Here is a 25,167-nt window from a genome sequence, read left to right as displayed (position 1 = left end):
AATCCGCTAATATTGCGTGACGCTGTCACGTTGTCTGCGTGTGAACGCGCTGAAGCGGTGTGCGCTGCTGTCAGCAGAGCGCGCAGTCACGGCCTTCCACTCCTCTTGCGTTCAGACGGTGAAGATGGATCTGAAACGCGGAGTGTCTTGAGCGAGGTGGAACGAAGAGGTTGCGCAGGGGCGGAGAAGATCGAGACGAAGCGCTGAAGGGTTTCCGGTGATCGGAAGCCCTGCATCGTTCGCTCCCGTTTTCGCAACGGCAAACTGGCCCTAGTGCATTATATTGGGACATCTGTGGACGCCCCGGTGAGCGCAAGATGCTTGGCAGCGAAATGCTGCACGAATAGCCAGCAGGGCATTTAGGACGCCGCGGTTTCCTGAACGCGAAGCCCCTAATCCTGCGCGGCGCGGTGAGAAGAGCGGAACGCGCGAGTGCGGCGCCTACCAAAAGCATATGAATCGCGCAGCCGAAGCGTGCGCGCGACGGACAAGGAAGTGCGGCAGCTCGCCCGTCCCTATTTGCGGGACCTTTATACAAAACCCGATGGCGAGATAATTTGCCAAGCATGTCATCTCGGGATGCCGTTTCGACTGGAGGATGGGACCCCGTACTTCGAGGCACCGGAGCTTCTCCAGTCATCATCCGCCGAGCTGGCCGAAAATCATCTTGCCCTGTGCCCGACGTGTTTAGGGTTCCGGGTTGTTGATGTGTTTCGCTTTTCGGGTCAGAGTGCAATCACGATCAGCGCGGTGATCGGCATGAGCACCAGCACGATGGGCGCATCAGCGACAGCATGATCGGCATCATCGTCATTGGCAACGTCGGCGCCGACATCGTCGGCATGATTGTCGTGCTCGTGACCTTGGTCATTATCGTCGTCGCCGCCGATCAAGGTCCTGATTGCCTGCCGCTCTTTGACGAATTCCACGCTGGTTTTTGCCGTTTAGAATTAGCCGGCTATGGCATCTATCAATGCGCTGTTCGTCGGCATCGACATGGCCGAAACCGAGATCAGCGGGTTCGGTGGGCGCATGCCACAGAGTGCGTCCGGCAACCGTTTGAATAGCCTATTGCACAATACCCTAACACTGGTGCAACATAATAACCTAATAAGCGCGCAGCTCAATTCCCTAATAAGAGCGCAGCGTAAAAACCTAAGGACCGTGCAAAATGGCACCGCCCCATAAGAAATTGGCCGAGTCGCTCGCCGCGCTGAAGGAACTGCAGGATCAGCGGATCGTCGCCATCCGTTCGAGTGATCTATCACGCACCCATCGCGAACGGCTCCTCAAAAGCGGCTTCTTGCAAGAAGTCATGAAAGGCTGGTATATTCCGGCCAATCCCCACCAGCGCCAAGGCGAGACCACCGGCTGGTACGCTTCGTTTTGGGATTTTTGCGCCAGCTATTTGAGTGATCGCTTCGGCAAAGACTGGTGTATCGCGCCTGAACCCTCCTTGTCCTTTCATGCAGGCAATCGCACGGTCCCGGGACAATTGCTGGTGCGGTCCCCCGCCGGAGGCAATAAACCCACTGCCCTTCTGCACGGCACGTCGATCTTCGACATCCGGGCCAGCATGCCGGCTGCACGCGACATTGCCGAAACAGACGGTCTTCGCCTCTACGCCTTACCGGCGGCGCTCATCGAAGCCTCACCCGCTTTCTTCGCGCAAAAACCGACCGACGCGCGGACAGCGTTGGCGATGTTCTCGGATGCATCGGAAATTCTCACGCGACTTCTCGAAGGAGGTCACAGCACAATAGCCGGCCGGCTCGCGGGCGCATTCCGTAATATCGGCCGCGAGCGGATCGCGGACGACATTGTCCGCAGCATGCAGGCTGCCGATTACACGGTTCGCGAAACCGATCCGTTCGATACACGGCTGGAGTTGTCCTTGCCGCGCCGCGAGACGTCACCCTATGCCGGACGGATCAGGCTCATGTGGCAGGAGATGCGCGGTGCCGTCATCGAGAATTTTCCGGCGGCGCCCGGACGCCCAAATGACGCCGGCGCCTACCTCCGGCGCGTTGATGACGTCTATGTGACCGACGCTTATCATTCGCTTTCGATCGAAGGCTATCGGGTCAACCCCGAGCTGATCGATCGAGTGCGCAGCGGCACCTGGAATCCGGATATGAATCCGCAAGACGGCGAGCATCGCGATGCGCTCGCGGCGCGCGGCTACTACCAAGCCTTCGAAGCGGTAAAACGCAGCGTGGCGTCTGTCTTGGCGAATGAAAACCCTGGCCGCGTAGTCGATGAGGACCATGGAGGGTGGTACCGCGAACTATTCGCACCCAGCGTCACCGCCGGTATCGTCAAGCCCGGCGATCTCGCGGGCTACCGCAGCGAGCGCGTGTTCATCCGAAATTCCATGCATGTCCCTCTACCGCCCAATGCCGTGCGGGATGCGATGCCGGTCTTTTTCGAGATGCTCGAAGCGGAGCAGGAGCCGGCGGTGCGCGTCGTCCTCGGCCATTTCATGTTCGTGTACATCCACCCCTACATGGATGGGAACGGTCGCATGGGGCGGTTCTTGATGAACGTCATGATGGCGGCCGGCGGTTATCCTTGGACTGTCATTCCCGTTCAACGCCGCGCCGACTATATGGCCGCTCTCGAGCGGGCCAGCGTCCATCATGACATTGTTCCGTTCAGCCGCTTTCTCGGGGAGTTGACACATCAAGGTATGTCAGGTGAGACGACCGCGATACTCCCGGCCAGTTAAGCGGTCACTGCCAAGAAACGGCGACCCTTCGGGCGCCGGACGATCAGGAGCGCCTCATTCTGGCGACAGGACGCTATCTCGGCGAGGGTTTCGACGATACGGCGCCTCGATACGCTGTTCCTGACGATGCCGATCGCGTGGAATGGAACGCTCGCCCAATATGTCGGACGGCTCCATCGTGAACACCAGGGCAAGGCGCAAGTTCTTGTCTACGATTATGTCGATGCCGCCGTGCCGGTGCTGGCACGCATGGCCGCCAGGCGGCCGGCTATCGGGCCCTGGCTACCAGCTGGAATAGAACAGCGTCGCAACGGTGATCGTCGTCAGAGCGTCTCTGCGCCCGGCCGCAGCGCTTCGAGCAGGGGCCGGAGCTTGTGCTTGCGCCGGTGCTTTTCGATCAGCCTGTCGATCCTTATGATCCAGTCCTCGAAGCGGCCGGCGGCGTCGCCGAGGTCGATAAGGACAACTGGCTAAAGACGGAAGACGCGGTCACGACGGGGTTGTATGCGACATGCCTCAAATGTGGGTACCAGGCGCGGGATAACTACAACTGGGACCGGCTGAACTCCTAAGTCTTCGATACTGTACCCGCGTCCCTAGCAGCCGCCTTGCGCCCGTGCCGAAAGGCAGCCGCAGCCAATCGCGATCCAGGTTGCAAGACAGGCACAGGCACTAGAGTGGGGTCGTAGATTACGACAAACACTATTGCTCGGCGTCGAATGCCCGAGTATGAACCGGCGCCACGGCGTGATCCCACCCGCCACTGAGGTTCAAGGCGTTATCGTGCCGATCGGCGCGGAGCTCCCCACGCAAATTGATACGCTCGACGCTTCTGGCCGGCGGCTGCCGGGGTGATAGGCACCAGGACTGCCCTCCGGACCTGCTGCTGCGCGCTAGGCAATCTGCAGGACGGCTTCGGTTATATGTCTCGGCAGCACGAAAGGAAAACGCCTGCTGTGAACTACATTTTCCCGCAAGAGCGCGAAGTCCTTGAGATGCTCGCCGGGCTAAGACCACGCACGTCAGAGACATGGGTAAAGACCTGCCTGAAGTCCCTCAGCAGAGAAGGATATTGCACCGAAGGGCCAAATCATCGGCTCACTGATAAAGGGCGCGCGATCCTTGGCTTGTGAGGTTCGAGGAGATGGTCAATGCTGGTTCTGCGATGTCTGAAGGCTGGACCCCACCGGATATACGAAGCGCCTGACCGCGGCGACGGCACGCCGGATCTGCACTGGAGCCAATCGCTCATTCTGGGCCGCGTCGATGGAGATACCTTGGTCTTGGGCCTGGGGCCGGCCTTTGTTCTGAATCGAATGCCGTGCCGAAGCCAGCGAGCAGCTTTAAAGCCCACCGATCCAAAACCTTTTGAGACGGGCTCTTACCAATGAGTATTGGGAACCGAACCAATCCACAGAAAAATTCTGTTGGTATTTATGTTGGTATCGGCGGCTCTTTTCGTATCGAAAATGTGTTTTGAAACAGCCACATAGGCAGTTCGCTCCGTTCCGCCTCTGAGCGACACTACTTTGCGCTCGTGGCACGCCAGTCACCAATGGGTCCCATTCCCTCCATGTCCTATCCTCACCCATCTGGTCCTTTGACGCCCTCCTCGACGCAGTGAGCGATGGCGGGTGCCGGTCACAACTGCTTCACGTGCTGCTTAGCTGCCAATTCAAGCGCTTGGCTCAGAGGCACCGCCTTGGAGAATAGGAAGCCCTGAGCGGTTCTGCAGCCAAGCTCGCGCAGCACTTGCCGATCCGCCTCCGCTTCGACACCCTCGGCCATGACCTCGATGCCGAGCGCCCGACCAAGATCGATCACCGTTTTGACAAGCAGTCGGTCTTCTCGGGACTTGGCTAAGCCACGAACAAAGCCCTGGTCTATTTTCACCTTGCCTATTCGACTGTCCTTGAGCGATGCCAACGTGGAAAAGCCGGTGCCGAAGTCATCGAGCGCGATGGAAATGCCAGCATGTGAAAGGCGTCCGAGCTTTTCATCCACTCTGTCCGGGTCCACTGGGGATTCTTCGGTAATCTCGATTTCGAACATTGGTGCAGGGAGGCCTTTTGCCGCCAGACCATTCAGAATCATATCGTCGATATCGCCGGCTTCGAGCTCGCGCGGTGAAACATTCATCGCCACACGAACATCACGGCAGTCAGCTTTCACCAGGCCCTCGATAAGAGCACAACAGTCGGCGAATACCGTTTGGGTTAGCAACTGAAGCATTCCGGTTTCGCGGGCGGCTGTGATGATTTCGGGTGGAGAAATGGCACCATGAAGTGGATGGGTCCACCTTAGCAAGGCTTCAAAGCCGACCACGGCCTCGGTGTCGAGTCTTACTATGGACTGAAACCATGGACCTAAGCTCCTTGTCTCCATCGCCGAATGAAGGTCGCGTTCGATCGCTTGGCGGCGTTGCAGTTCCCTGTCGAGTTCGCCATCGAACAGGCAAAATTCGTTCCTGCCACGACGCTTAGCCGTGTAAAGGGCGACATCCGCCCGCAGCAACGTTTCCGTCAGCCTCGGCCTTTCAGCGAGGTGTATTCCTATGGATGCACCGATCCGGACGGATGCGACCTCAGGATAAGGGCTGGCAATTTTAGCTATGATATTGGATGCGAGGTTACTGGGAGAAAGCGAATCCCTCAGTGAGGGAAAAAACAGTACGAATTCATCGCCGCCAATGCGGGCGAGCGTTGAGCCTCCCGGCGCTTCCTCCTCTATCCGGCGGGCGATCATGGCGAGCAGTTCATCACCGGTCCTGTGACCGTAGGTGTCGTTGACAGATTTGAAGCCGTCTAGATCAATCAGCATTGCCACGAACGGTCCGTGTGTGTTCTCCGAGCTGATCGATTGCGTGTGCGAGGCCCCGTCTGTTGAGAAGGCCCGTCAGGGGGTCCTCCCTGGAATTGCGCTCCATTTCCGCCGCAAGCCGCTCCGCCTCATGTCTCAGGCGGCTTGCTTCGCGGAAGCGGGCCTGCCCTACAAAAGAGCTTCGAACCAAGCCGCCCATGAACAGCAGAACGGCAAAAGCCAGAATGTAATCTTCAAAGTTGCCTTTCGCCGACAAGCACCCCACCGTGACGAGGAGCGGCGGTGTGATGAAGTTGATCGCTGCCGCGGCATATGCACTGCCGTATGTAACCGCACCAGCTGAAATGCCCGCCAGAATGATCAAATGCAGCGGCGCTTGGGGTGTCGTGTAGCCGACAGTAAGGACGGCAAGAAAGGACCAGGCAAACCCTGCCAGAAGAGCAAGGATGCCAAACCAGCGCAGCCGCTGCGAATTCCCTGTTTGATCGTCCTGGTGCCCCGTCTCTCTAAGTTTTAGCTGATAACGGGCGAGTGCAAGCCGGGCGGCATTTATCGCATTGACAACCAAGAACCAGATTGCGGCGGCAAAGCCGCCGCCAGAAAGAGCCTGCACCGTCAAAATTAGGCCTGATAGGATAGTGCTTATCGGCATTGACACGAAGAGACCGGCCCTCAGGTCAGCAAGCTGATCCTGAAGGATTCCGGCCTCCAGCGCGTCTTTTTTCTCTAGGGCCATAGACCGGTCAGCTTGCTTCCCATGCTTCTTCGCAGCGGAAGCCTATACAAGCCCACTGAAGGACGGGTTAACTATTCAACGGGAAGTGGCACGAACTCGGCTGACTTAGGTCTCCGATCTAGGACGGTTGACAGGTGCCGAGCAGTTGCCATTTCAACTGCTAGCATCTCCAAGGCGTCCGTGGACATCAGCGATCCCACATTCTGACGCACTTCATCGATTAGCCACATGACGGACACGGGAATTGTCTTGGAGTGTCAATCGAGAAGGTGGTCGATCGCCACCACCACTTCGGCGTTTATCTCACTCGACAGAGTCCGCATCAGTTCGTCGAAGCAAACGAGCCATCAGAGACGAGTAGCCCGTCCTGAGACCGCAGAGTGCCTCGATTAACGAGTTCCGAGACGGCAGCAGAGATCACAGATCTCAACTGAGCACTTGTGGCTTTGAACCCAAGCATCCGGGCTACCCTTGTGGCAATCTCGTCTTCGGTCGCTCCAAGATTGGACTTCACAATCTCGACGACGCCATCAGCGATCTCCTCTTGGGCGATCGTTTCCGGTTTCCGCAAGCCCGGAGATGTCACCTGACTTCGATTTCGCAGAGAGATCGTTGCGCCTGGTTTGAAGCAAAACTGTCCGCGTCGAACCAGGGCGCCGCGGCTCTCGGCCACGATTATTCCTCGCTCAACAGCATCCTGAATCCTTCCGCCCGCGCGCTGAAGTCCCCAGGCATCGCGGATTCGAGAGACCACTTCATCAAGATGGATTGGCGCTTCCGTCGCTACCACCTGTTCGACGAGCCCGGCCATCAAGCCAGTTGGTGTTTCATGGAGCTCAAGGGGGCCGGGCCGCTTCAGCTCGGTTTCCACGTAAGTTCGATGCGGCTCATCGAATTCCGATGCGTCCGCCAAACCGATCTCCGTCACGTCACCACGGTCGAGGGTGACGACTTTGACCGGCACCGCCCGCTGCCTTTGGAAGCCTAGCTCGGCCCGCGCGTCGAGTTCTTTCCTCGCGGCTTCGATGGCAGCTACAGTCCTCTCAAGCTGCTCGCGCGGGCGCTGGAACCAGTCAGGGCTCCAGATGCGGTGGATGATCCAGCCATGATCCTCGAGGACCGCCTGCCTAAGACGGTCGCGGTCCCTGGCCGAGCGTGAAGAGTGGTATCCCATGCCGTCGCATTCAATACCGAGTATGTATCGGCCCGGCCGCTCCGGATCAGCGATTGCTAGGTCTATAAAGAAGCCTGCGATTCCGACCTGGGCATGAACTTGGTAGCCTTTCTCGATCAGGGCGTTGGCGACTTGCTCCTCGAAGATTGAGTCCATCTCCCTGGCGGCGGTAATGGCAAGCGAAAGCCTCCCCGTCCTCGCGTAGTGCAGGAATAGCTTGAAGGCGAATACGCCCTTACCTTTGCCTCGTTCCAGGTCGATGTCCTCGTCCGTGATCGAAGCGAAGACCTCGCAGCGGCGCTTAGCACGGCTTATGAGGACGTTCAGCCGGCGCTCGCCGCCCTCCGCTCCGAGGGGTCCAAAGCGCATGGCCATGTAGCCCTGAGCATTCTTTGCGTATCCCACCGAGATCATGATGACGTCGCGTTCGTCGCCCTGAACGTTCTCCAGGTTCTTCACGAAGAACGGCTCGCTAGGATGGGCATGGAAGAATTCTTCGGTATCGGGGTTCAGTCGGCGCAACGCCTCAACCTCGTCCTGGATCGCGCGGCGCTGGCTGACTGAGAAGGTTGCGACGCCGAGAGACTCGTGCGGATTTACCTTCGCGTGGTGGATGATAGCCTCGGCCACGGTTCGGGCCTCCACAGGATTTGTGCCGGCCCCGCCGGAGTTGAAAACCCCGTCCGGTACATGGTGGAACTGCAAGCCCATCCCAGCCTCCTGCGTGTAGGGGCTGGGCACGATGAAGAGCCGGTTCTCGTAGAACTGGCTGTTCGAGACAGCGATCAGAGACTGATGGCGACTCCGGTAGTGCCAGCGCAGCATCCGCTGCGGCAAGCCCCGCGCCGTGAACAGGCCAAGGATGCTCTCGATATCGGCGACCTGCGCGCCTTCGCCGTCCTCATCCTCGGACTGGGAGCCTGTCATCTTGGCGAAGAAGGTGGTGGGAGGCAGCTGGCGTTCGTCACCGACGACCACGACCTGCTTAGCCCGGGCAATCGCGCCGAGTGCGTCGACTGGCTGGATCTGGGAAGCTTCGTCCATCACCAGCAGATCGAAAGACATCCTCCCAGGCGACAGGAACTGCGCGACGGAGAGTGGGCTCATCATGAATACCGGCTTAAGCGCCTGAATTGCAGGACCTGCCTTCTGCATCAGCTGCCGGATAGGCATATGACCGCGCTTGCGCGCCATCTCCGAACGCAGTAGCCCGACCGGTCCAGCGCCGCCGTCCCGCGGAGGAATCCTGCGATGATGAGCGGTGACAACTTCAATTGCAGCAGCCTTGATCCGCTGCCGGTCCAGATCCGCGAAGTCGCGCACGGCCCTGGAGTGCAGTTCTCCGTCGAATCTCGCCAGCTCAGGCTCCTCCGTCGCCATTGCCGTGAGAATCTTTTCGTAATAGGCCATTTCGAACGTCGAGCGCGCCGCTCCGGTGGCCACTCTGCCTTGAGCGAGGGCATCTACCAACTCAGCCAGCCCTGCTTTTTGCGCGCTGTCGGATCGCTCCCGATAAGCAACCCATTTCGACAGCTGTTCCTGGTGATCAAGCCAGGAGCCTAGCCTGGAAATGGCCTCAGTCATCTCGATCTCGGAGAAGTCTTGCGCTCCGAATAGCGAAACCGCGTCGGCCTTCAGGTCTCCCGCAAGCGCCGCAAATTCACTGGCCACTCTCTTTGCCGCTACGTGCGCCGCCTGCGCCGAAGCCGCGATCTCCACTCGTCCTGGCAATCGCGCCGCGAGATGTCGTAGTTCGCCGTTCTGCCGGACCCACAGCTCGCCATCCGCTAACGCGGTCCAGTCAGACATGCGCCTTGCCCACGTCGAGCCGAATGCGGTCTCCCCGAGAGTCTGGGCCGCGTCGATTGCCCCGGCAAGCTCCTGCAGCCGCCCTAGGCGGCCGACGAGTTCCAATCGATCGGCAATCAGATCCGGAGTCGAAGTGAGGACTTCCCGCGAGAGTTCATCTGCCAGGGTTACAGCTTTCGCCTTCGCCTCCAGCAGATGGAGCGCGGCGCGCTCGACTGAAGCAACGTCGCCCAGCACAGACGACGCGAGATGCCCGAGATCGCTCCAGAAGCCTTCGATGATTGGTCTGCCGATTTCGATGACCTTGCGGACCCGCTCTGCGCGGGCGCCGGCCTCAGAACGCTCCGCCAACCGCCCCGCGATGAGCCGAGGTTCCGCGCCCAGCCCCCTTAGCGTTCCCATCCACTCCACCAATGCCAGCAGCGGCGCAGAAGGCGACCGATCGCCACGCCAGTCAGCCCCGAAGGCCGATCGGCCAAAGGTGTCGCCTTCACGAATCTTTGCAGCGGCCGCTTGTCCCTTCATCAGAACGTCCAACAGCCGGATCAGGTCCGCCGAAGGCGTATTGGCATTAACGGTGATGGACCGCGTGAGCGCTTTCGCTCGACGGTACTCGCTGTTCAAGGCCCTCCAGGATTCCCGTGTGGGTGGCGAGCGCCTGCCGTGCCGCGGCAACGTCCATGGTCCACGCGGCGTCCATGACCAGTCCCTGGAGTTCGGCGCGAGCCGACTCGAGCGTCGCGACACCGTCCGCGAGGTCGCCCGCCTGCTCAAGTCCGGAATCCCAGACGGTGGCGGCGAACGCCTCCGGACTAGCGTCGGGCGCGGCCGCGACGCGCTCCCCGGTCGCCAGCAGCCTGAAGAGTCCTGCCAGGGTGTCCGGCAATGATGTCCCTCCCAGCTCCTGATTCAGCCGTTCAGCCTCGTCCCTGAGACGCGGCAGAAGGATGGTGAGCTGTCGCGCGCGGACGAATCCTTCTTTGGGAAACTCCGCAGGAAGCTTTGCCAACTCCGTTTCAAGCCCGTCGATGGGCATGTCGACCGCCCCTGATACAAGGTGTTCGGAGAGTTCCACGGATCTGCGTGCGAAGTCGGCACCCGTCCATATCAGAGACGAGATGTCTTTCGCCCTGTTATCCCAGGAAGGTGACGCCAGCGCTTCAGCGGCGAGCGTAGGCGCTGCTGCGATAAGCTCCGCACGATCCAAGATCGGTCCGCTGTCGCGGAGGACCTGCGGAGGCTCCGACTCGATCTCTTGTGCGACAGCCATTAACTGTTCCTGGAGAGCCTTCACCCGCGCCAGCAAGGATTCAATGCGCGGGACCAGTCTCTCGACGGTGGTCGGAAGGACGACCTCGAGGGCCACTCCTCGCCAGGGATGATGGATCGGCAAGCCGATCTCGTCGATCCGCTGGGAAACCTCATCGAGCAGCCGCCTACGCATAGACACGCCGTCGGCGGGCCAGTCAGTGGAGCCGTCAAGCTGAATATCAACAGGCCGCTGCCGCTGCTGTCTCAGCCGGGTCAACTGGCCAAAAACCTGGTAGGGGGTGAGCCCGGACGGCCGATGCGGCACGTGCATGCGGGCAGCATGGGCGTTCACTTTGTCGCGCGCTTCAAGCAGCCGATCGGCCAGCGAAGAAGGAAATTGTCCCCGAGGCGATCCTAGGTGCCAAATACGGCGCAGCTCCTCCAGCATCATGCGCTTGTTTGCCTTGTTGCTGTGGAGTTCAAGGCATGTGTCTCCCGCCCCGGCGTGGTCAAGCCGCCGCTTCACCACCTCCAGCGCCGCCATTTTCTCGGCGACGAACAGCACTGTCTTCCCGTCCGCGACGGCCGAAGCAATGACGTTCGCAATGGTTTGAGACTTACCCGTTCCCGGCGGGCCCTGAATCACGAGGTCGCGGCCATTCCTCACATCGTGGATGGCAAGGGTCTGCGAGCTGTCGCTGTCGACGATGTGCAGCATCTCGGCGGGCGAGATGTAGGGATCGATCGCAACGTCATCTGATGTCAGCGGCTCTCGCGTTTCAAAGCCATCTGAAAGAAGAGCGCGGATCTTCTCCTGGTCGACGATCTGGGTGCCATCCGGCCAGTTATCCGGATCGAGGTCACGATACATCAGAAATTTCGCGAAGGAGAAGAAGCCCAACACGACGTCGTCGCGGAGCACTTCCCATCCCACCTTTGTGGAGACAGCGTCCGCGACCGCATCAAGGTAGCCTGCCGGATCGAAATCCTCACCCGCTTCGAAAGCAGGTAATGCGAGCTTATGCAGCCGGTCGAGGTAGGCCTCGAGAGAAAGGTTGGCCGTATGGTCCTCGGGTCTGGCTTTCAGGCGGAACCTCTCGCCGGCCGCTCCTCGTTCGAGCCGCACCGGCACCAGTATGAGAGGCGCGTGACGGATGTTCTCCTTGTTGATAGGGTCCACCCATTTCAGCATGCCGAGCGCAAGGAAGAGGATATTGACGCCCTGCTCTTCCTCGAGCGTTCGGGCATCGTAGTAGAGGTCGAGGAGCCGCCGTTGAAGGCCGGTGGGTGTCATCCGCGTCTGCAGGTTGGTATCCAAGTGCCGCTTGGTGATGCCGCGCTCGTCGAGGTCGTCATCTCCCGGCTGCGGAAGCACTACCGGCGAATAGTCGACGTCGTCATCCGGCAAGTCGGGCTCCTCCTGGCCCGACTTCGGCCTGTCAGGCTTGCCCGCCAGAAAGGTGAAAGCCTTTCCTTCATTCACCAGCAGCCTGTAAATTTCGGAGGTGCGCTCGTCGACCACGTCTATTGTCTTCGCGCTTTTGGAGAACCGCGGCACATTGAGAAGACGATTGCGGGCGGACAGGTCCAGTAGCTCCGTCCTTGCGCGGTCGAGTTTCTCCTTCAGCGGCAAGTCACTTTGGAAAACAGATCTTTCAGTATCCGACACTGATACACCCCCCGGATTTCACGGCGAATAGAGCCTACACAAGCTCTCCCTGCAACAACAAAGACTGCTGCATCAAATCCTGTCATAGGGGCAGGTCTCATTCGTAGGGCAGTTCGCCGAACAGGCTGATCATCAGATCGCCGTCACACACGCCGTTTTCCTTGACGTAAGGAAGCACCACCAGTCGCCCGTGGTTGGTGGATGAGATCGTGCCTTCCTTCCGAATCGTCGCACCGTCGGATTCGCGTGTCGCCGACGTTGGCTTGTCTTTGGCCGCGAGGTTATGGTGAGCGTCAGTCTGTTGAAAGGCTTTTTACAGTCCAAGAAACCGCCTCTCCCGCTGCCCGGAGGATATCCGCGCGGCGAAAAGTCGCTGGACGAGCTACCGTTCAGGCCCTTCCCCGCCGGCCACACAAGGCAGGCGCCGCTGGCGGAGATATTTTGAGACAGAGGGGACGAGCGGCGGGCGGCAAAGATGCGGAACGAGCTTTCTCCTCACGTAAAGGGGCCAGGTGCTTCCGCGCCGATTCCAAATCTTTTGCTCTTCGCCCTTCCCCTCTTCCGGCTTGACTCGTATCAGCCTACGGCCTATTTCACCGCCACGTTAGCACTCGCTTCTGGCGAGTGCTAACGTGCTCCGGCAACGGAGAACCGTTCAACATCCGCACCAGGGACATCCAAAAATGGCAAAGTCGAAATTCCGGCCGCTGCATGACCGCGTGGTCGTTCGCCGCGTCGAGTCCGAAGCGAAGACCGCCGGCGGGATCATCATCCCCGATACCGCAAAGGAAAAGCCGCAGGAAGGCGAGATCATCGCCGTCGGCTCCGGCGCGCGCGACGAGGCGGGCAAGCTTGTTCCGCTCGACGTGAAGGCGGGCGACCGCATCCTGTTCGGCAAGTGGTCCGGCACCGAAGTGAAGCTCAATGGCGAAGACCTTCTGATCATGAAGGAAGCCGACATCATGGGCATCATCGGCTGAACCGCCGCCGCCTTTCATCCGCACCATCCAATCTGAATTTCGGGCGAATTGCCCAGGAGCTAAAAAATGGCTGCTAAAGACGTAAAGTTCTCCCGTGACGCCCGCGAGCGCATGCTGCGCGGCGTCAACATCCTCGCCGACGCGGTGAAGGTGACGCTCGGCCCCAAGGGCCGCAACGTCGTCATCGACAAGTCGTTCGGCGCCCCGCGCATCACCAAGGACGGCGTCACCGTCGCCAAGGAAATCGAGCTTGAGGACAAGTTCGAGAACATGGGCGCGCAGATGGTCCGCGAAGTTGCTTCGAAGACCAACGACATTGCCGGCGACGGCACCACGACCGCGACCGTTCTGGCCCAGTCGATCGTGCAGGAAGGCCACAAGGCCGTTGCCGCCGGCATGAACCCGATGGACCTGAAGCGCGGCATCGATCTGGCCGTGACCGAGGTCGTCGCCCACCTCACCAAGAACGCCAAGAAGATCAAGACCTCGGAAGAGGTTGCCCAGGTCGGAACCATTGCCGGCAACGGCGATACTTCGGTCGGCGCCATGATCGCGGAAGCGATGCAGAAGGTCGGCAATGAGGGCGTCATCACCGTCGAGGAAGCCAAGACCGCCGAGACCGAGCTCGAAGTCGTCGAGGGCATGCAGTTCGACCGCGGCTATCAGTCGCCCTATTTCGTGACCAATCCGGACAAGATGGTCGCCGAACTCGAGGACGCCTACATCCTCCTGCACGAGAAGAAGCTCTCGAACCTGCAGGCCATGCTGCCGATCCTCGAGGCTGTCGTCCAGACCTCCAAGCCGCTCCTCATCATCTCCGAGGACGTCGAGGGTGAGGCTCTCGCGACGCTGGTCGTCAACAAGCTGCGCGGCGGCCTCAAGATCGCCGCCGTCAAGGCGCCGGGCTTCGGCGATCGCCGCAAGGCCATGCTCGAGGACATTGCGATCCTGACCGGCGGCCAGGTCATCTCCGAAGACCTCGGCATCAAGCTCGAGAATGTCGGCCTCAACATGCTCGGCCGCGCCAAGAAGGTGTCCATCTCCAAGGAGAACACCACCATCGTCGACGGCGCCGGCAAGAAGGCCGAGATCCAGGGCCGCGTCGCCCAGATCAAGCAGCAGATCGAGGAGACCACCTCGGACTACGACAAGGAGAAGCTGCAGGAGCGTCTAGCCAAGCTGGCCGGCGGTGTTGCCGTCATCCGCGTCGGCGGCGCGACCGAAGTCGAGGTCAAGGAAAAGAAGGATCGCGTCGACGACGCTCTCAATGCGACCCGCGCGGCCGTTGAAGAAGGCATCGTGCCCGGCGGCGGCGTCGCCCTGCTCCGCGCTTCGCTGGCCATCACCGTCACCGGCGCCAATGCCGACCAGACGGCCGGCATCGCCATCGTTCGTCGCGCCCTGCAGGCTCCGGCCCGCCAGATCGCTGCGAATGCAGGCGCCGAAGCTTCGATCGTCGCCGGCAAGATCCTCGACAACAAGGGCGCGACCTTCGGCTTCAACGCCCAGACCGGCGAATATGGCGACATGATCGCCATGGGCATCGTCGATCCGATGAAGGTCGTGCGCACGGCTCTCCAGGACGCGGCCTCGGTCGCCGGCCTGCTGGTCACCACCGAAGCCATGATCGCCGAAGCTCCGAAGAAGGACTCGGCCGGCGGCGGCATGCCGGGCGGCATGGGCGGCGGCGGCATGGGCGGCATGGGCGGCATGGATTTCTGATCCAGCCAACAGGCTTACAAACTACGGAAGGGGGGCGGCAGTGATGCCGCCCTTTTCTCTGGCGCGGATTCCAAGCCGGCCGCCCGATTCCAAAAAGCCTACATGCGGCGGCAGTTTTATGGCGGACACCAATGACTGAATTCATTCTCTTCGCCATAGTCGGCTTTCTCGCCCAGGCGGTCGACGGCGCGCTCGGTATGGCCTATGGCGCGATTTCGTCCACGGTGCTGCTCTCCTTCGGCGTGCCGCCGGCACAGGCTTCGGCCGCGGTGCATGCGGCGGAAGTGTTCACCACGGCCGCCTCCGGCACGGCGCACCATTACCACCGCAATATCGACTGGAAGCTGTTCTGGCGGCTTGCACCGTTCGGCATCCTCGGCGGCTGCCTCGGCGCCTTCGTGCTGACCTCGTTCGACGGCGACATGGTGAAGCCCTACGTCACGACCTATCTCGCCATCATCGGACTGTGGCTGTTCTTCCGGTCCTTCCGCAAGGTTCCCACGAATCCGGTTCCCACCCGCCTTGTCGCGCCGCTGGGCACCGTCGGCGGCTTCCTCGACGCGGCCGGTGGTGGCGGATGGGGACCGATGGTCGTCACCGGTCTTCTCGGCGCCGGCGCGCCGCCCCGCTACGTGATCGGCACCGTCAATGCCGCCGAGTTCCTGATTACGCTTGCAGTGTCTATCACCTTCATCGTCGCGCTCGTCACCGGGCACTGGCAGGGGGCCGGTGCGCTGTCGACGCATGCAAGCTCGGTGCTGGGGCTGATCGTGGGCGGGATAGTCGCCGCTCCGCTCGCCGGATGGATGCTCAAGGCGATACGCGAGCGGACGCTGTTGCGCCTCGTCGGCTGTCTGATCATGCTGCTCGCTTTGTTCCAGACCGCGCAACAACTGGGTTTTGTTTGATCCGAGTAAGCAGGCTTCCCTTCTAAAGCTTCGCTTTTTTTCCGAACATACTGATCTGCGCATTTCGCAAAACGGGACAGCGTTCCGCTAAATCAGGACAGCTGTTTCACTAAATCCCGGATAGCTCGAGGTGGTCGGTCCTCGGTTGCCTGATTGAAGTCATTTGCGATGGATTTCGCCGTTTTCGGGATTGGTCAAGGGCGGCGGTGTTTTTGCTTTCTCATGCTGTCGCCTGCGAGCGCCATGCGATGCGCATCGCTTATGATCCGGTCGAGAATGCGTCGGCGATTGTCGGCTCCCTTTTCCCTCCAAGTCGCCGCCTGATTTAACTCTGGGTACCGATCACATAAAGGAAAAAGATATGCGTCGTCGTACACAAAGGTTGAAAGAGAACCCGGTGTCTTGAGCAATTCTACGTCTGGAGATTTGAGGACGAGGCTGCCAGCATCGGGTCCAGGACATGACAGCTGCGCCGGACGAGAGAAGGGGCCCAAAGACGCGCGTTCAACGCGGTGGGTTTTAGCTGGAGGAGCTAAATACCGATGCCATGTGCGCCGAGCGTTTTGCCTCCTTCGCTTCCGCCAGTAGGAATCAATCGCGAGCAGGCTGCGGCGTTCATCGGCGTAAGCCCAACGAATTTTGATGCCATGGTGCAGGGTGGCCGGATGCCGCAGCCACGAATCCCAAGCAAGGGACGCATCGTTTGGGATGTCGAGGGTGTTCAGAAAGGCAGACGAATCAATTGGTTATAGATCAGTGGGACTTCGAAGTATTCAAATCTTTTCCCATGTTTTTGATGTGATTGTCCCACCGGACGAAACCTTCTCCGTTTCCAGACCGACGCATCGCCAAGAATTGCGTGATGGGCGACGATACCAGACATATTGTCAGTTGGTTTTTCTTCAGTCCTGAGGCCGCCCTGAAATCCGAGGACGAGCACGCGTGACTCGGGGTCGGTGAGAGCGATACCCAGGCCAACGCTGGTCGTACGCGGACGCGTAAATCACGTCCATGCCCTTCCCAGGAATGGATTGACGGCGAGGTTGCAGGGTCGATTGGCGAAGGCGGGGGCGCTTTTCGCCTTCCGAGGCACCAAACGTTTCAACGAACTGCTTTCTGACTTCCCTATATTCTGGCTTTTTCGCAACGCACCGCGACATGAGCTTACGTTCCGTCATCAAAGCGCGAGGGCAACGAGGAGATTTAGGCAGGCCCTCAACGCATCTTAGTCAGAGGCGGACCTGACCTACATCCCGCTGGCCCGCGGCTTCTGCTACCTGGTTGCTGTCGTCGACTGGTTCACGCGCAAGGTACTGAGCTGGCGGCTGTCGATCACCATGGATGCGGCCTTTTGCATTGAAGCCCTCGAGGAGGCGCTGGCGACATACGGCAAGCCCGAGATCTTCAACTCCGATCAGGGCAGCCAGTTCACCAGCCATGACTTCACCAAGGTCCTCCTCGACCGGGAGATCAGGATCAGCATGGATGGCAAGGGCGCCTGGCGCGACAACGTCTTCGTCGAGCGTCTCTGGCGGTCGGTGAAAATATGAGGAGGTCTATCTCAAGGCCTATGACGGCGTTCGCGAAGGGCGAGCGTCGATCGGAAAATATCTCGATTTCTACAATCGGGGACGCCCGCATTCCAGCCTTGACGGCAGAGCGCAGATGAGGCCTAACCAGAGGCAGTGTTCCACTTTTAAATCGGGAATTCCTGTCCAAACAAACCGAGCCACCTCTAGCGTCATGCCGAAAGCCACCGAAATCGACATCTGTATCTGCACGTTTCGCCGGGCCGAGATCGCGCAAACGCTGCGCTCGCTCGCCGGCATGGACATGCCCGCCGGCTGCAAGGTCGGCGTGATCGTCGCCGACAATGACGACCAGCCGACGGCGAAGCCGCTCGTCGCGGCGCTCGCGCGGCAGTTGCCTTTTCCGGTCCGCTACATCCACTGCCCGGCGCGCAATATCTCGATCGCGCGCAACGCCTGCCTCGACGCCAGCAAGGCCGGCTTCGTCGCCTTCATCGACGACGACGAAACGGCTTCCAGCCAGTGGCTCGTCAAACTGGTGGAAACGGCGGAGGCGACCGGCGCCGACGCGGTGCTCGGGCCGGTCAGGGCGCAGTACCGGCCCGAGGCGCCCGAATGGATGCGGCGGGGCGATTTTCACTCCACCTTTCCGGTCTGGGTCGGGGGCGAGATCCGCACGGGTTATACCTGCAACGTTCTTCTGCGGACGGATGCAAGGAGCATTTCGGGGCGGCGCTTCAGCCTGGCGCGCGGCCAGACCGGCGGCGAGGATACGGAGTTCTTCGATCATGTGCACAGGGCCGGCGGCCTCATCGCCTACGCCAGCGAGGCCTGGGCGGATGAACCGGTGCCATCCGCGCGCGCGACGTTTGGCTGGCTCGGCCGCCGCCGTTACCGGGTCGGGCAGACGCACGGACATTTGCTGCGCAGCAACGCAGCAGGAAAAGCCCGGGTCAGGCAACTCGGCCTCGCCTCGGCGAAGGCGGCCTTTTGTTTCGCGTCGGCTGCGCTGACGGCAGTCTCGCCGGTTCGCCGCAACCGCAGCGTGCTGAGAGGCATCATGCATGTCGGCGTGCTCTCCGGCCTCATCGGCGTCCGCGAGATCCGCCAGTACGGAGTGCCGGAGCTACGGCGCAGACGCGCCACGTGAGGCTGATGTTGGCGCAGTGCCTCGATCAAGCATTGGCGGAAGCACCAGCGCAAGCTATCTTCCTCAGAAAAGAAAGCGATTTCAGCGTCTTGGCGAGTCGGGCGAAGCTGTCTTTGCGAGCCAAGTGCTAAAAATCTCGGCCGCAGCGACCCACCCCGATCCGCTTCAACGGAAACGAAGGCTTCAGCCCGGCGGTCCCTTCAGTTCGATGACATTGCCCGATGGATCGCGCACGTAGATAGAGAGGCTCTCGCCGCGCGCACCGGCGTGGAACGACTCCTCGATGATCTCGACTCCGTGGGCGGCAAGATGGCTTCGCAGCGCCGCTTCGTCATGCCGGCCGATCGCGATGCAGAAATGATCCATGTTGCGTCCGCCCGCGACGCCAGGCACCGCCCATGAACCCTCCGGCACCGAAATGTCGACCAGATTGACCAGCGCGTTCCCGGCTCGCAACTGCGCCATGCCGAATTCCGGCAGGCTTTCCTCGAATGTGCAACCGATGACAGAGTGGCTCGGCAAAATTGGACAGGGTGATAAGTGGAATTTCTGCCTGAGATCGGCATGAGTGCCGGAACAGGAGAATCACGAATGAGCAGACGACCACGCCGGAACCACAGCCCGGCTTTCAAGGCGAAAGTTGCGCTTGCGGCGATCAGGGGAGAAAAGACGCTGGCCGAGCTGGCGCAGCAATATGATGTGCATGCGAACCAGATGACGGATTGGAGAAAGCAGCTTCTGGAAGGCACCTCGAACGTGTTTGGCGCGGCGAGAAATCGGAACCGACGGTGGACATAAAGGCCCTCCATGCCAAGATCGGAGAGCTGACGCTGGCCAATGATTTTTTAGGCTCGGCGCTCGGGCAAGGCCGGCTGGTCGGGGAGCGCAAGACGATGATCGACCGGGAACATGAACTGCCGATTGCCAAGCAGGCGGCCGAACTGGGGATCAGCCGCGGCAGCGTCTACTCCCTACCCAAGCCGACATCGGCGGCAGACCTGAAGCTGATGCGGCGCATCGACGAATTGCATCTGGATTACCCGTTCGCGGGCAGCCGCATGTTGCAGAAGCTTTTGAAGCGCGAAGGCTATGAGACGGGTCGCCTGCATGTGCGCACCTTTATGAAGCGCATGGGTATCGAGGCGCTCTACCGCAAGCCGCGCATTTCGAAGCCGGGCGACGGGCACAAGATCTATCCATCTTTGCTGGGCAAGCTGGCGGTGACGCGGCCCAACCAGGTCTGGGCGACGGACCTGACCTACATCCCGATGGCCCGCGGCTTCTGCTACCTGGTTGCTGTCGTCGACTGGTTCAGGCGCAAGGTACTGAGCTGGCGGCTGTCGATCACCATGGATGCGGCCTTTTGCATTGAAGCCCTCGAGGAGGCGCTGGCGACATACGGCAAGCCCGAGATCTTCAACTCCGATCAGGCAGCCAGTTCACCAGCCATGACTTCACCAAGGTCGTCCTCGACCGGGAGATCAGGATCAGCATGGATGGCAAGGGCGCCTGGCGCGACAACGTCTTCGTCGAGCGTCTCTGGCGGTCGGTGAAATATGAGGAGGTCTATCTCAAGGCCTATGACAGCGTTCGCGAAGGGCGAGCGTCGATCGGAAAATATCTCGATTTCTACAATCGGGGACGCCCGCATTCCAGCCTTGACGGCAGAGCGCCAGATGAGGCCTACTTCACCCCGCTACCGCTTCTCGAGGCGGCCTAACCAGAGGCAGTGTTCCACTTTTAAATCGGGAATTCCTGTCCAAACAAACCGAGCCACCTCTGTCCATCCATAGGGTGGATAACAGTTATCCCAATAATCAATTTTACCACTCTTACCTCATGCTGTTTAGAAGATCCCGAATGAAAGCGCGCAGGGCGGGTGTCCGTTCCTCGTGATTACTGCGTCGGCCAACGCTGCCGGATGCATTCGGAGACGAATATGTGCGGGATTGTTGGCATCGTTGGGCAGCAGCCGGTGTCCGAGCGGCTGGTCGACGCGTTGAGGCGGCTGGAATATCGCGGCTATGATCTCGGCCGGAATTGCGACGATCACCGAGGGCGCCTTGCACCGCCGGCGCGCCGAGGGCAAGCTCGTCAATCTCGAGACCAGACTGAAGGAAGAGCCGCTGAGCGGCGCCATCGGCATCGCCCACACCCGCTGGGCAACCCATGGGGCACCGACGGAACGCAATGCACACCCGCACTTTGCCGACGGTGTGGCCGTCGTCCATAACGGCATCATCGAGAATTTCGCCGAGCTGAAGGACGAATTGGCGGCGGCGGGAGCCGAGTTCCAGACCGACACCGACACCGAGGTCCTCGCGCATCTCTTGGCAAAACACCGCCGGGACGGCATGAGGCGGGGTGAGGCGATGCATGCCATGCTGAAGAGCGTTAGAGGTGCCTACGCGCTTGCCATCCTCTTTGAGGATGATCCGTCGACCATCATGGCGGCGCGCAATGGACCACCGCTGGCAATCGGCCATGGCGACGGCGAGATGTTCCTGGGCTCCGACGCGATGGCGCTTGCTCCCTTCACCAATGAAATCACCTATCTTGTGGACGGCGACTGGGCCGTTATCGGCAATACAGGCGTCGATATCTTCGATTTCGACGGCCGTCCCGTCGCGCGTCCGCGTCAGACTTCCATGGTCGCGGCCTGTCTGGTCGACAAGGGCAATCATCGCCACTTCATGGAGAAGGAAATCCACGAGCAGCCCGAGGTCATCGCCGATGCGCTCGGTCATTATATCAACTTCATAGACAATGGCGCCGATACGGTGTCCGGCATCGATTTCGCCGGGATCCCGAGCCTGGCGATCTCTGCCTGCGGCACCGCCTATCTCGCCGGACTGATCGGCAAATACTGGTTCGAGCGCTATGCACGCTTGCCGGTCGAAATCGACGTTGCGTCCGAATTCCGCTACCGCGAGATTCCGTTGTCGCCGCAGTCGGCGGCACTTTTCATCTCGCAATCGGGTGAGACCGCCGACACGCTGGCATCGCTGAAATACTGCAAGGAGCTTGGGCTGAAGATTGGCGCGATCGTCAATGCCTACGAATCGACCATCGCTCGGCAGGCCGATGCGGTCTTCCCGATCCTTGCTGGCCCGGAGATCGGCGTCGCCTCCACCAAGGCCTTCACCTGCCAGCTTGCCGTGCTTGCCGCACTCGCCATCCACGCAGCCAAGGCCCGCGGAACCGTGACCGAAGATGAGGTGCAGGCACTCGTCAGGGACTTTACCGAGATGCCGCGCATCATGAGACAGGTGCTGAACAGCATCCAGCCGAAGATCCAACTTCTGTCGCGCGAACTGTCAAAGTGTCATCACGTCCTGTATCTCGGCCGTGGCACAAATTTCCCACTGGCGCTGGAAGGTGCGCTGAAGCTCAAGGAGATTTCCTACATCCACGCCGAAGGCTATGCGGCGGGTGAATTGAAGCATGGTCCGATCGCGCTGATCGATGAAAACATGCCGGTGATCGTCATCGCCCCCCATGATCGCTTTTTCGACAAGACCGCCTCCAACATGCAGGAAGTCGCCGCCCGGGGTGGCCGCATTATCCTCATCACCGACGAAAAAGGGGCGGCCGCGTCGAAACTCGACACCATGCACACGATCGTGCTGCCGGCCGCCGGCGAGATTATCGCGCCGATGATTTTCTCGCTGCCGATCCAGCTTCTTGCCTATCACACGGCGGTCTTCAGGGGCACAGACGTCGACCAGCCGCGCAATCTCGCCAAATCGGTCACCGTCGAATGATTGTGTCGCTTCATAGCTGGCGACGCTCCTCCATCGGAGAACGCCAACACCTCATATTTAGAACCTAAAGGAAGTGCGTTCGTATGCACGAAATTTCCCTCGCGGAGGTGTCGAGACTGGTCGGCCAGGAACTCGGCACATCCAAATGGATCACCATCGATCAAAATATAATCGACCTCTTCGCCGATGCGACCCATGACCATCAGTTCATCCACGTGGACCCGGAACGCGCAGCGGCCGAAAGCCCGTTCGGCGGCACGATCGCTCATGGCTTCCTGATACTTTCGCTTCTGCCGCTGATGAACTTCAGCGGTATGCCGAAGATCCGCGAGCAAACCATGGGCCTCAATTACGGCTTCGACCGCGTACGCTTCATGTCGCCGGTCAAGACCGGCAGCCGTGTGCGTGGCCGTTTCGTGCTCTCGAATTGCCGCTTTCGCGGCGCCAGCATGCTGGTGACCACCTCCGAGGTTACGGTCGAGATCGAGAACGAGAATAAACCGGCACTCACTGCCAATTGGACCGCTATCGTTCAGTTCGACCCCAAGGACCGGCCATGAAGTATAGAGCGGACATCAGCGGTCTACGGGCCGTCGCCGTTGTTCCTGTTGTCCTATATCACGCTGGCTCTTCCGCGATCAGCGGCGGGTTCGTTGGGGTCGACATCTTCTTTGTGATCTCCGGCTTCCTGATCACTTCCGACATCATCGAGCGGATAGACAAAGGCGAATTCTCGCTGCTGGACTTCTACCAGCGCCGCGTTCGACGGATTTTCCCCGCCCTGTTCGCGATGCTCGCCGCCTGCTTTTTGATGGCGTGGTTTGTGCTGCCGCCCGGAGAGTTCATTGGCTTGGGCAACAGCGCGATCGCCGCCACATTTTCCGCCGCCAACTTTTATTTCTACCGCAACACCGACTATTTCACCGAAGCCGCGACCTCGCTCCCGCTACTGCACACGTGGTCGCTGGCCGTCGAGGAGCAATTTTACTTCCTGTGGCCTTTTGCGGTCATGGTCGTGACGCGATGGCTGAGGCCGTTTGCGTTGATCATCGTCGCGGCGCTATGCGTCTTGTCCATCTATGCTGCTCAGCACTGGCTCCAGAGCGATCCGCCCTTCGTATTCTACATGCTTCCGACGCGCGCCTGGGAACTGCTCTTGGGCGGGCTGATGTCGCTGCCTGTGACTAAGGCAATGAAGCCCGACCAAACGATTGCGGAACTCCTCGCTGCTTCCGGTCTGGCGCTCATCATGGCTTCGCTATTCCTGATCGATCACGATACGCCATTTCCTGGTATCTACGCGCTTGCTCCCTGTCTTGGAGCGGCGCTCATCATCGCCGCGGGCCTTCACCGCGAAACGATGGTCTCGAAAGCGCTGTCGATCGGCCCTGCCGCCTTCATCGGCTTGATTTCCTACTCGCTCTACCTCTGGCATTGGCCGTTGCTGGTTTTTGCAGGAATCTATCAAAATCGCGAATTGCTCGTCTCGGAACGGGTCGCCGTTGTAATTGCCGCGCTGCTGGTGTCTGCACTCTCATGGCGGTGTGTCGAGCGCCCGTTTCGCCGGCAAGCCACAAGTTGGAAGTGGATGGTTCCGACTGCTGGTACGATGGCTGCCGCTTGCTGTCTGTCCCTAGTCATCATTAAAAACGCCGGTTTCCCCGGTCGAGGCCCTGAGGGCGGCCCTTCTGTTCAAGCCGTCAGAGTGGAAAGCGCCGAGTTCCGAGCGTCATCCTGCCTTGAGCGTGGCGCGCTCATCCCCAAAGCGGGCGAATGCATCCTCGGCTCCGGCGATGTCGCTCCAACGGTCGTCTTGTGGGGCGATTCTCACGCTGCCCATCTGGCCTCCTCTTTAGACGAGGCCGCCGAGATGACCGGCGTGCGCGTCAAACAGATCACAAAAGCGGGGTGCGCTCCCTTCCCTAACATGAAGATGCTTCCCCCCGGTCCTTTGAGAGCGGATTGCCCGGCCTTCAATTCGTCTGCGCTCCAATCGGTTCTTGCTGATCCAAACATCACACTCGTGATCCTGGCAGGCCGCTGGAACGCCTACTCGGGCCGTGGCGGCAGCTTCCTTTCGAAGGATGAAAGCTGGCCTTCGCAGGAGGCTTCCAAAGCCAACTTCACGTCCGCCATAAAAGATACCGCGGCCGCGCTCGCGACCCATGGCATCAAGACTGCCGTGGTTGGACCAGCGCCGGAGCCGCCCACCGATGTGCTGACTTGCCTCATCCGCGCGGACTTTATGAAGGGAGATGCGCCGTGCTCCACTATGCTCGCCGACACGTCTTGGCAGAACAATCGAATTGTCGCCGATCTGCTGCCACCAACCGTGCAATTCATCCCCACCATCCCGGCTTTGTGCGGGCAGGAAGAGTGCCCGCTGAAATCAGGTGGAGATGTCTTCTACCTCGACGCGATCCACCTTTCGCGGGCGAGCGGGCATATCCTTGCCCCTCTTTTCGCCAAGGTCATCTCTTCGTCAGCCGGTAATCTGACCGGGTCGCGCGCACGGCCTCGATGGCTGCGCGGCCTAAAACCTCATCAGGGACTGCAGTGAAGTCTTCGTCATAGTGCTTCCCGTGAAATAATTCTGCAGCCACGATCTTTGAGTCTCTTTGATGCCCGCGCAACTCGCTCGATCGTCGTGTTCTCATCCATGATCATGTCGTTGTCCCGTAAACCGGCCATCCGGCCGACATGGCGGCGATCGCCACATGGTGGGCCCTTAGCCAGCGCACAAGCTGCCGAAAAAGGGGGCATCGTCGCATCTGATGGCTGTAAGAAGATTCGGAGCCTCGTGTAATCTTTGGCCCGGAACTTTGAACGTTTTCGCCTTTTTCGGGTCCGAGACATGGTCGAACGTCAGCAGAATTCGGATGCACCGAGCGCCAGGGATGAATTGCAAGCATTCCCTGTTTTGCCGC

13 protein-coding genes and 4 pseudogenes are annotated in these 25,167 nt (G+C 60.2%); 10 read left to right on the top strand and 7 right to left on the bottom strand.

The window, feature by feature from the left end; translation table 11 throughout:
* Positions 1–72: 72 nt before the first annotated feature.
* A pseudogene (locus ACG873_RS31055) lies at positions 73–263 on the bottom strand (IS6 family transposase); the annotation flags it as partial.
* 462 nt (positions 264–725) lie between these two features.
* Positions 726–893 carry a hypothetical protein gene (locus ACG873_RS31050; protein WP_394889764.1) on the bottom strand — a complete coding sequence of 56 codons (168 nt, stop codon included), beginning with the start codon at positions 891–893 and terminating at the stop codon, positions 726–728.
* Between the two features lie 278 nt (positions 894–1,171).
* Between ACG873_RS31050 and ACG873_RS31045 the strand changes: the two genes are divergently transcribed.
* Positions 1,172–2,728, top strand: a complete 1,557-nt coding sequence (locus tag ACG873_RS31045) for a Fic family protein (RefSeq protein ID WP_394889763.1) — start codon at positions 1,172–1,174, stop codon at positions 2,726–2,728.
* 1,641 nt (positions 2,729–4,369) lie between these two features.
* Here the strand turns inward: ACG873_RS31045 and ACG873_RS31040 are convergent.
* The 4 genes from ACG873_RS31040 to ACG873_RS31025 all read right to left on the bottom strand — a co-directional run bounded on the left by ACG873_RS31040 (position 4,370) and on the right by ACG873_RS31025 (position 12,187).
* On the bottom strand, positions 4,370–5,548 hold the full coding sequence (locus ACG873_RS31040; RefSeq protein ID WP_394893785.1) for a putative bifunctional diguanylate cyclase/phosphodiesterase: 1,179 nt from the start codon (positions 5,546–5,548) through the stop codon (positions 4,370–4,372).
* Entirely contained in the window at positions 5,538–6,284 is a 747-nt protein-coding gene (locus ACG873_RS31035) for a hypothetical protein (RefSeq protein WP_394889762.1), read from the bottom strand. The genes ACG873_RS31040 and ACG873_RS31035 overlap by 11 nt, the downstream gene beginning before the upstream one ends.
* Positions 6,285–6,606: 322 nt before the next feature.
* Entirely contained in the window at positions 6,607–9,891 is a 3,285-nt protein-coding gene (locus tag ACG873_RS31030) for a DUF3320 domain-containing protein (protein WP_394889760.1), read from the bottom strand.
* On the bottom strand, positions 9,839–12,187 hold the full coding sequence (locus ACG873_RS31025; protein ID WP_394889758.1) for a DUF4011 domain-containing protein: 2,349 nt from the start codon (positions 12,185–12,187) through the stop codon (positions 9,839–9,841). The genes ACG873_RS31030 and ACG873_RS31025 overlap by 53 nt, the downstream gene beginning before the upstream one ends.
* A 683-nt stretch (positions 12,188–12,870) precedes the next feature.
* Here ACG873_RS31025 and groES point away from each other — a divergent pair.
* From groES to ACG873_RS31000, 5 genes and pseudogenes are all read left to right on the top strand, one after another.
* Complete coding sequence (gene groES, locus ACG873_RS31020) at positions 12,871–13,167, top strand: co-chaperone GroES (protein ID WP_394889756.1); 297 nt, start codon at positions 12,871–12,873, stop codon at positions 13,165–13,167.
* A 66-nt stretch (positions 13,168–13,233) separates the two neighbouring features.
* Entirely contained in the window at positions 13,234–14,889 is a 1,656-nt protein-coding gene (gene groL / locus ACG873_RS31015) for a chaperonin GroEL (protein ID WP_394889754.1), read from the top strand.
* A 131-nt stretch (positions 14,890–15,020) separates the two neighbouring features.
* Positions 15,021–15,797 carry a sulfite exporter TauE/SafE family protein gene (locus ACG873_RS31010; protein WP_394889752.1) on the top strand — a complete coding sequence of 259 codons (777 nt, stop codon included), beginning with the start codon at positions 15,021–15,023 and terminating at the stop codon, positions 15,795–15,797.
* A gap of 1,238 nt (positions 15,798–17,035) precedes the next feature.
* Positions 17,036–17,453, top strand: a pseudogene (locus tag ACG873_RS31005) (transposase); the annotation flags it as partial.
* A gap of 87 nt (positions 17,454–17,540) precedes the next feature.
* A complete protein-coding gene (locus tag ACG873_RS31000) occupies positions 17,541–18,476 on the top strand; it encodes a glycosyltransferase (protein WP_394893783.1) in 936 nt (311 codons plus the stop codon).
* A gap of 183 nt (positions 18,477–18,659) precedes the next feature.
* On the opposite strand, the gene ACG873_RS30995 is transcribed toward ACG873_RS31000, so the two are convergent.
* Positions 18,660–18,941 carry a hypothetical protein gene (locus ACG873_RS30995; RefSeq protein ID WP_394889750.1) on the bottom strand — a complete coding sequence of 94 codons (282 nt, stop codon included), beginning with the start codon at positions 18,939–18,941 and terminating at the stop codon, positions 18,660–18,662.
* Between the two features lie 126 nt (positions 18,942–19,067).
* On the opposite strand from ACG873_RS30995, the pseudogene ACG873_RS30990 reads away from it, so the two are divergent.
* The 4 genes and pseudogenes from ACG873_RS30990 to ACG873_RS30975 all read left to right on the top strand — a co-directional run bounded on the left by ACG873_RS30990 (position 19,068) and on the right by ACG873_RS30975 (position 24,800).
* Positions 19,068–20,196 (top strand): annotated as a pseudogene (locus ACG873_RS30990) (IS3 family transposase).
* 219 nt (positions 20,197–20,415) lie between these two features.
* Positions 20,416–22,240: pseudogene (glmS, locus tag ACG873_RS30985) on the top strand (glutamine--fructose-6-phosphate transaminase (isomerizing)).
* A gap of 83 nt (positions 22,241–22,323) precedes the next feature.
* Positions 22,324–22,800, top strand: a complete 477-nt coding sequence (locus ACG873_RS30980) for a MaoC family dehydratase (protein ID WP_394889749.1) — start codon at positions 22,324–22,326, stop codon at positions 22,798–22,800.
* A complete protein-coding gene (locus ACG873_RS30975) occupies positions 22,797–24,800 on the top strand; it encodes an acyltransferase family protein (RefSeq protein WP_394889748.1) in 2,004 nt (667 codons plus the stop codon). The genes ACG873_RS30980 and ACG873_RS30975 overlap by 4 nt, the downstream gene beginning before the upstream one ends.
* Positions 24,801–25,167 lie beyond the last annotated feature (367 nt).

Source organism: Allomesorhizobium aridi, assembly GCF_043769475.1.
GTDB lineage: Bacteria > Pseudomonadota > Alphaproteobacteria > Rhizobiales > Rhizobiaceae > Allomesorhizobium.
The sequence above is the reverse complement of the archived record's forward strand: the minus strand, read 5'-3'. Positions and strand labels throughout refer to the sequence as shown.

Coding starts and splice junctions, on each gene's coding strand:
- ACG873_RS31045 (WP_394889763.1), top strand. CDS start 1,172: ATGGCACCGCCCCATAAGAAATTGGCCGAGTCGCTCGCCGCGCTGAAG.
- ACG873_RS31040 (WP_394893785.1), bottom strand. CDS start 5,548: ATGCTGATTGATCTAGACGGCTTCAAATCTGTCAACGACACCTACGGT.
- ACG873_RS31035 (WP_394889762.1), bottom strand. CDS start 6,284: ATGGCCCTAGAGAAAAAAGACGCGCTGGAGGCCGGAATCCTTCAGGAT.
- groES (WP_394889756.1), top strand. CDS start 12,871: ATGGCAAAGTCGAAATTCCGGCCGCTGCATGACCGCGTGGTCGTTCGC.
- groL (WP_394889754.1), top strand. CDS start 13,234: ATGGCTGCTAAAGACGTAAAGTTCTCCCGTGACGCCCGCGAGCGCATG.
- ACG873_RS31010 (WP_394889752.1), top strand. CDS start 15,021: ATGACTGAATTCATTCTCTTCGCCATAGTCGGCTTTCTCGCCCAGGCG.
- ACG873_RS31000 (WP_394893783.1), top strand. CDS start 17,541: ATGCCGAAAGCCACCGAAATCGACATCTGTATCTGCACGTTTCGCCGG.
- ACG873_RS30995 (WP_394889750.1), bottom strand. CDS start 18,941: ATGGCGCAGTTGCGAGCCGGGAACGCGCTGGTCAATCTGGTCGACATT.
- ACG873_RS30980 (WP_394889749.1), top strand. CDS start 22,324: ATGCACGAAATTTCCCTCGCGGAGGTGTCGAGACTGGTCGGCCAGGAA.
- ACG873_RS30975 (WP_394889748.1), top strand. CDS start 22,797: ATGAAGTATAGAGCGGACATCAGCGGTCTACGGGCCGTCGCCGTTGTT.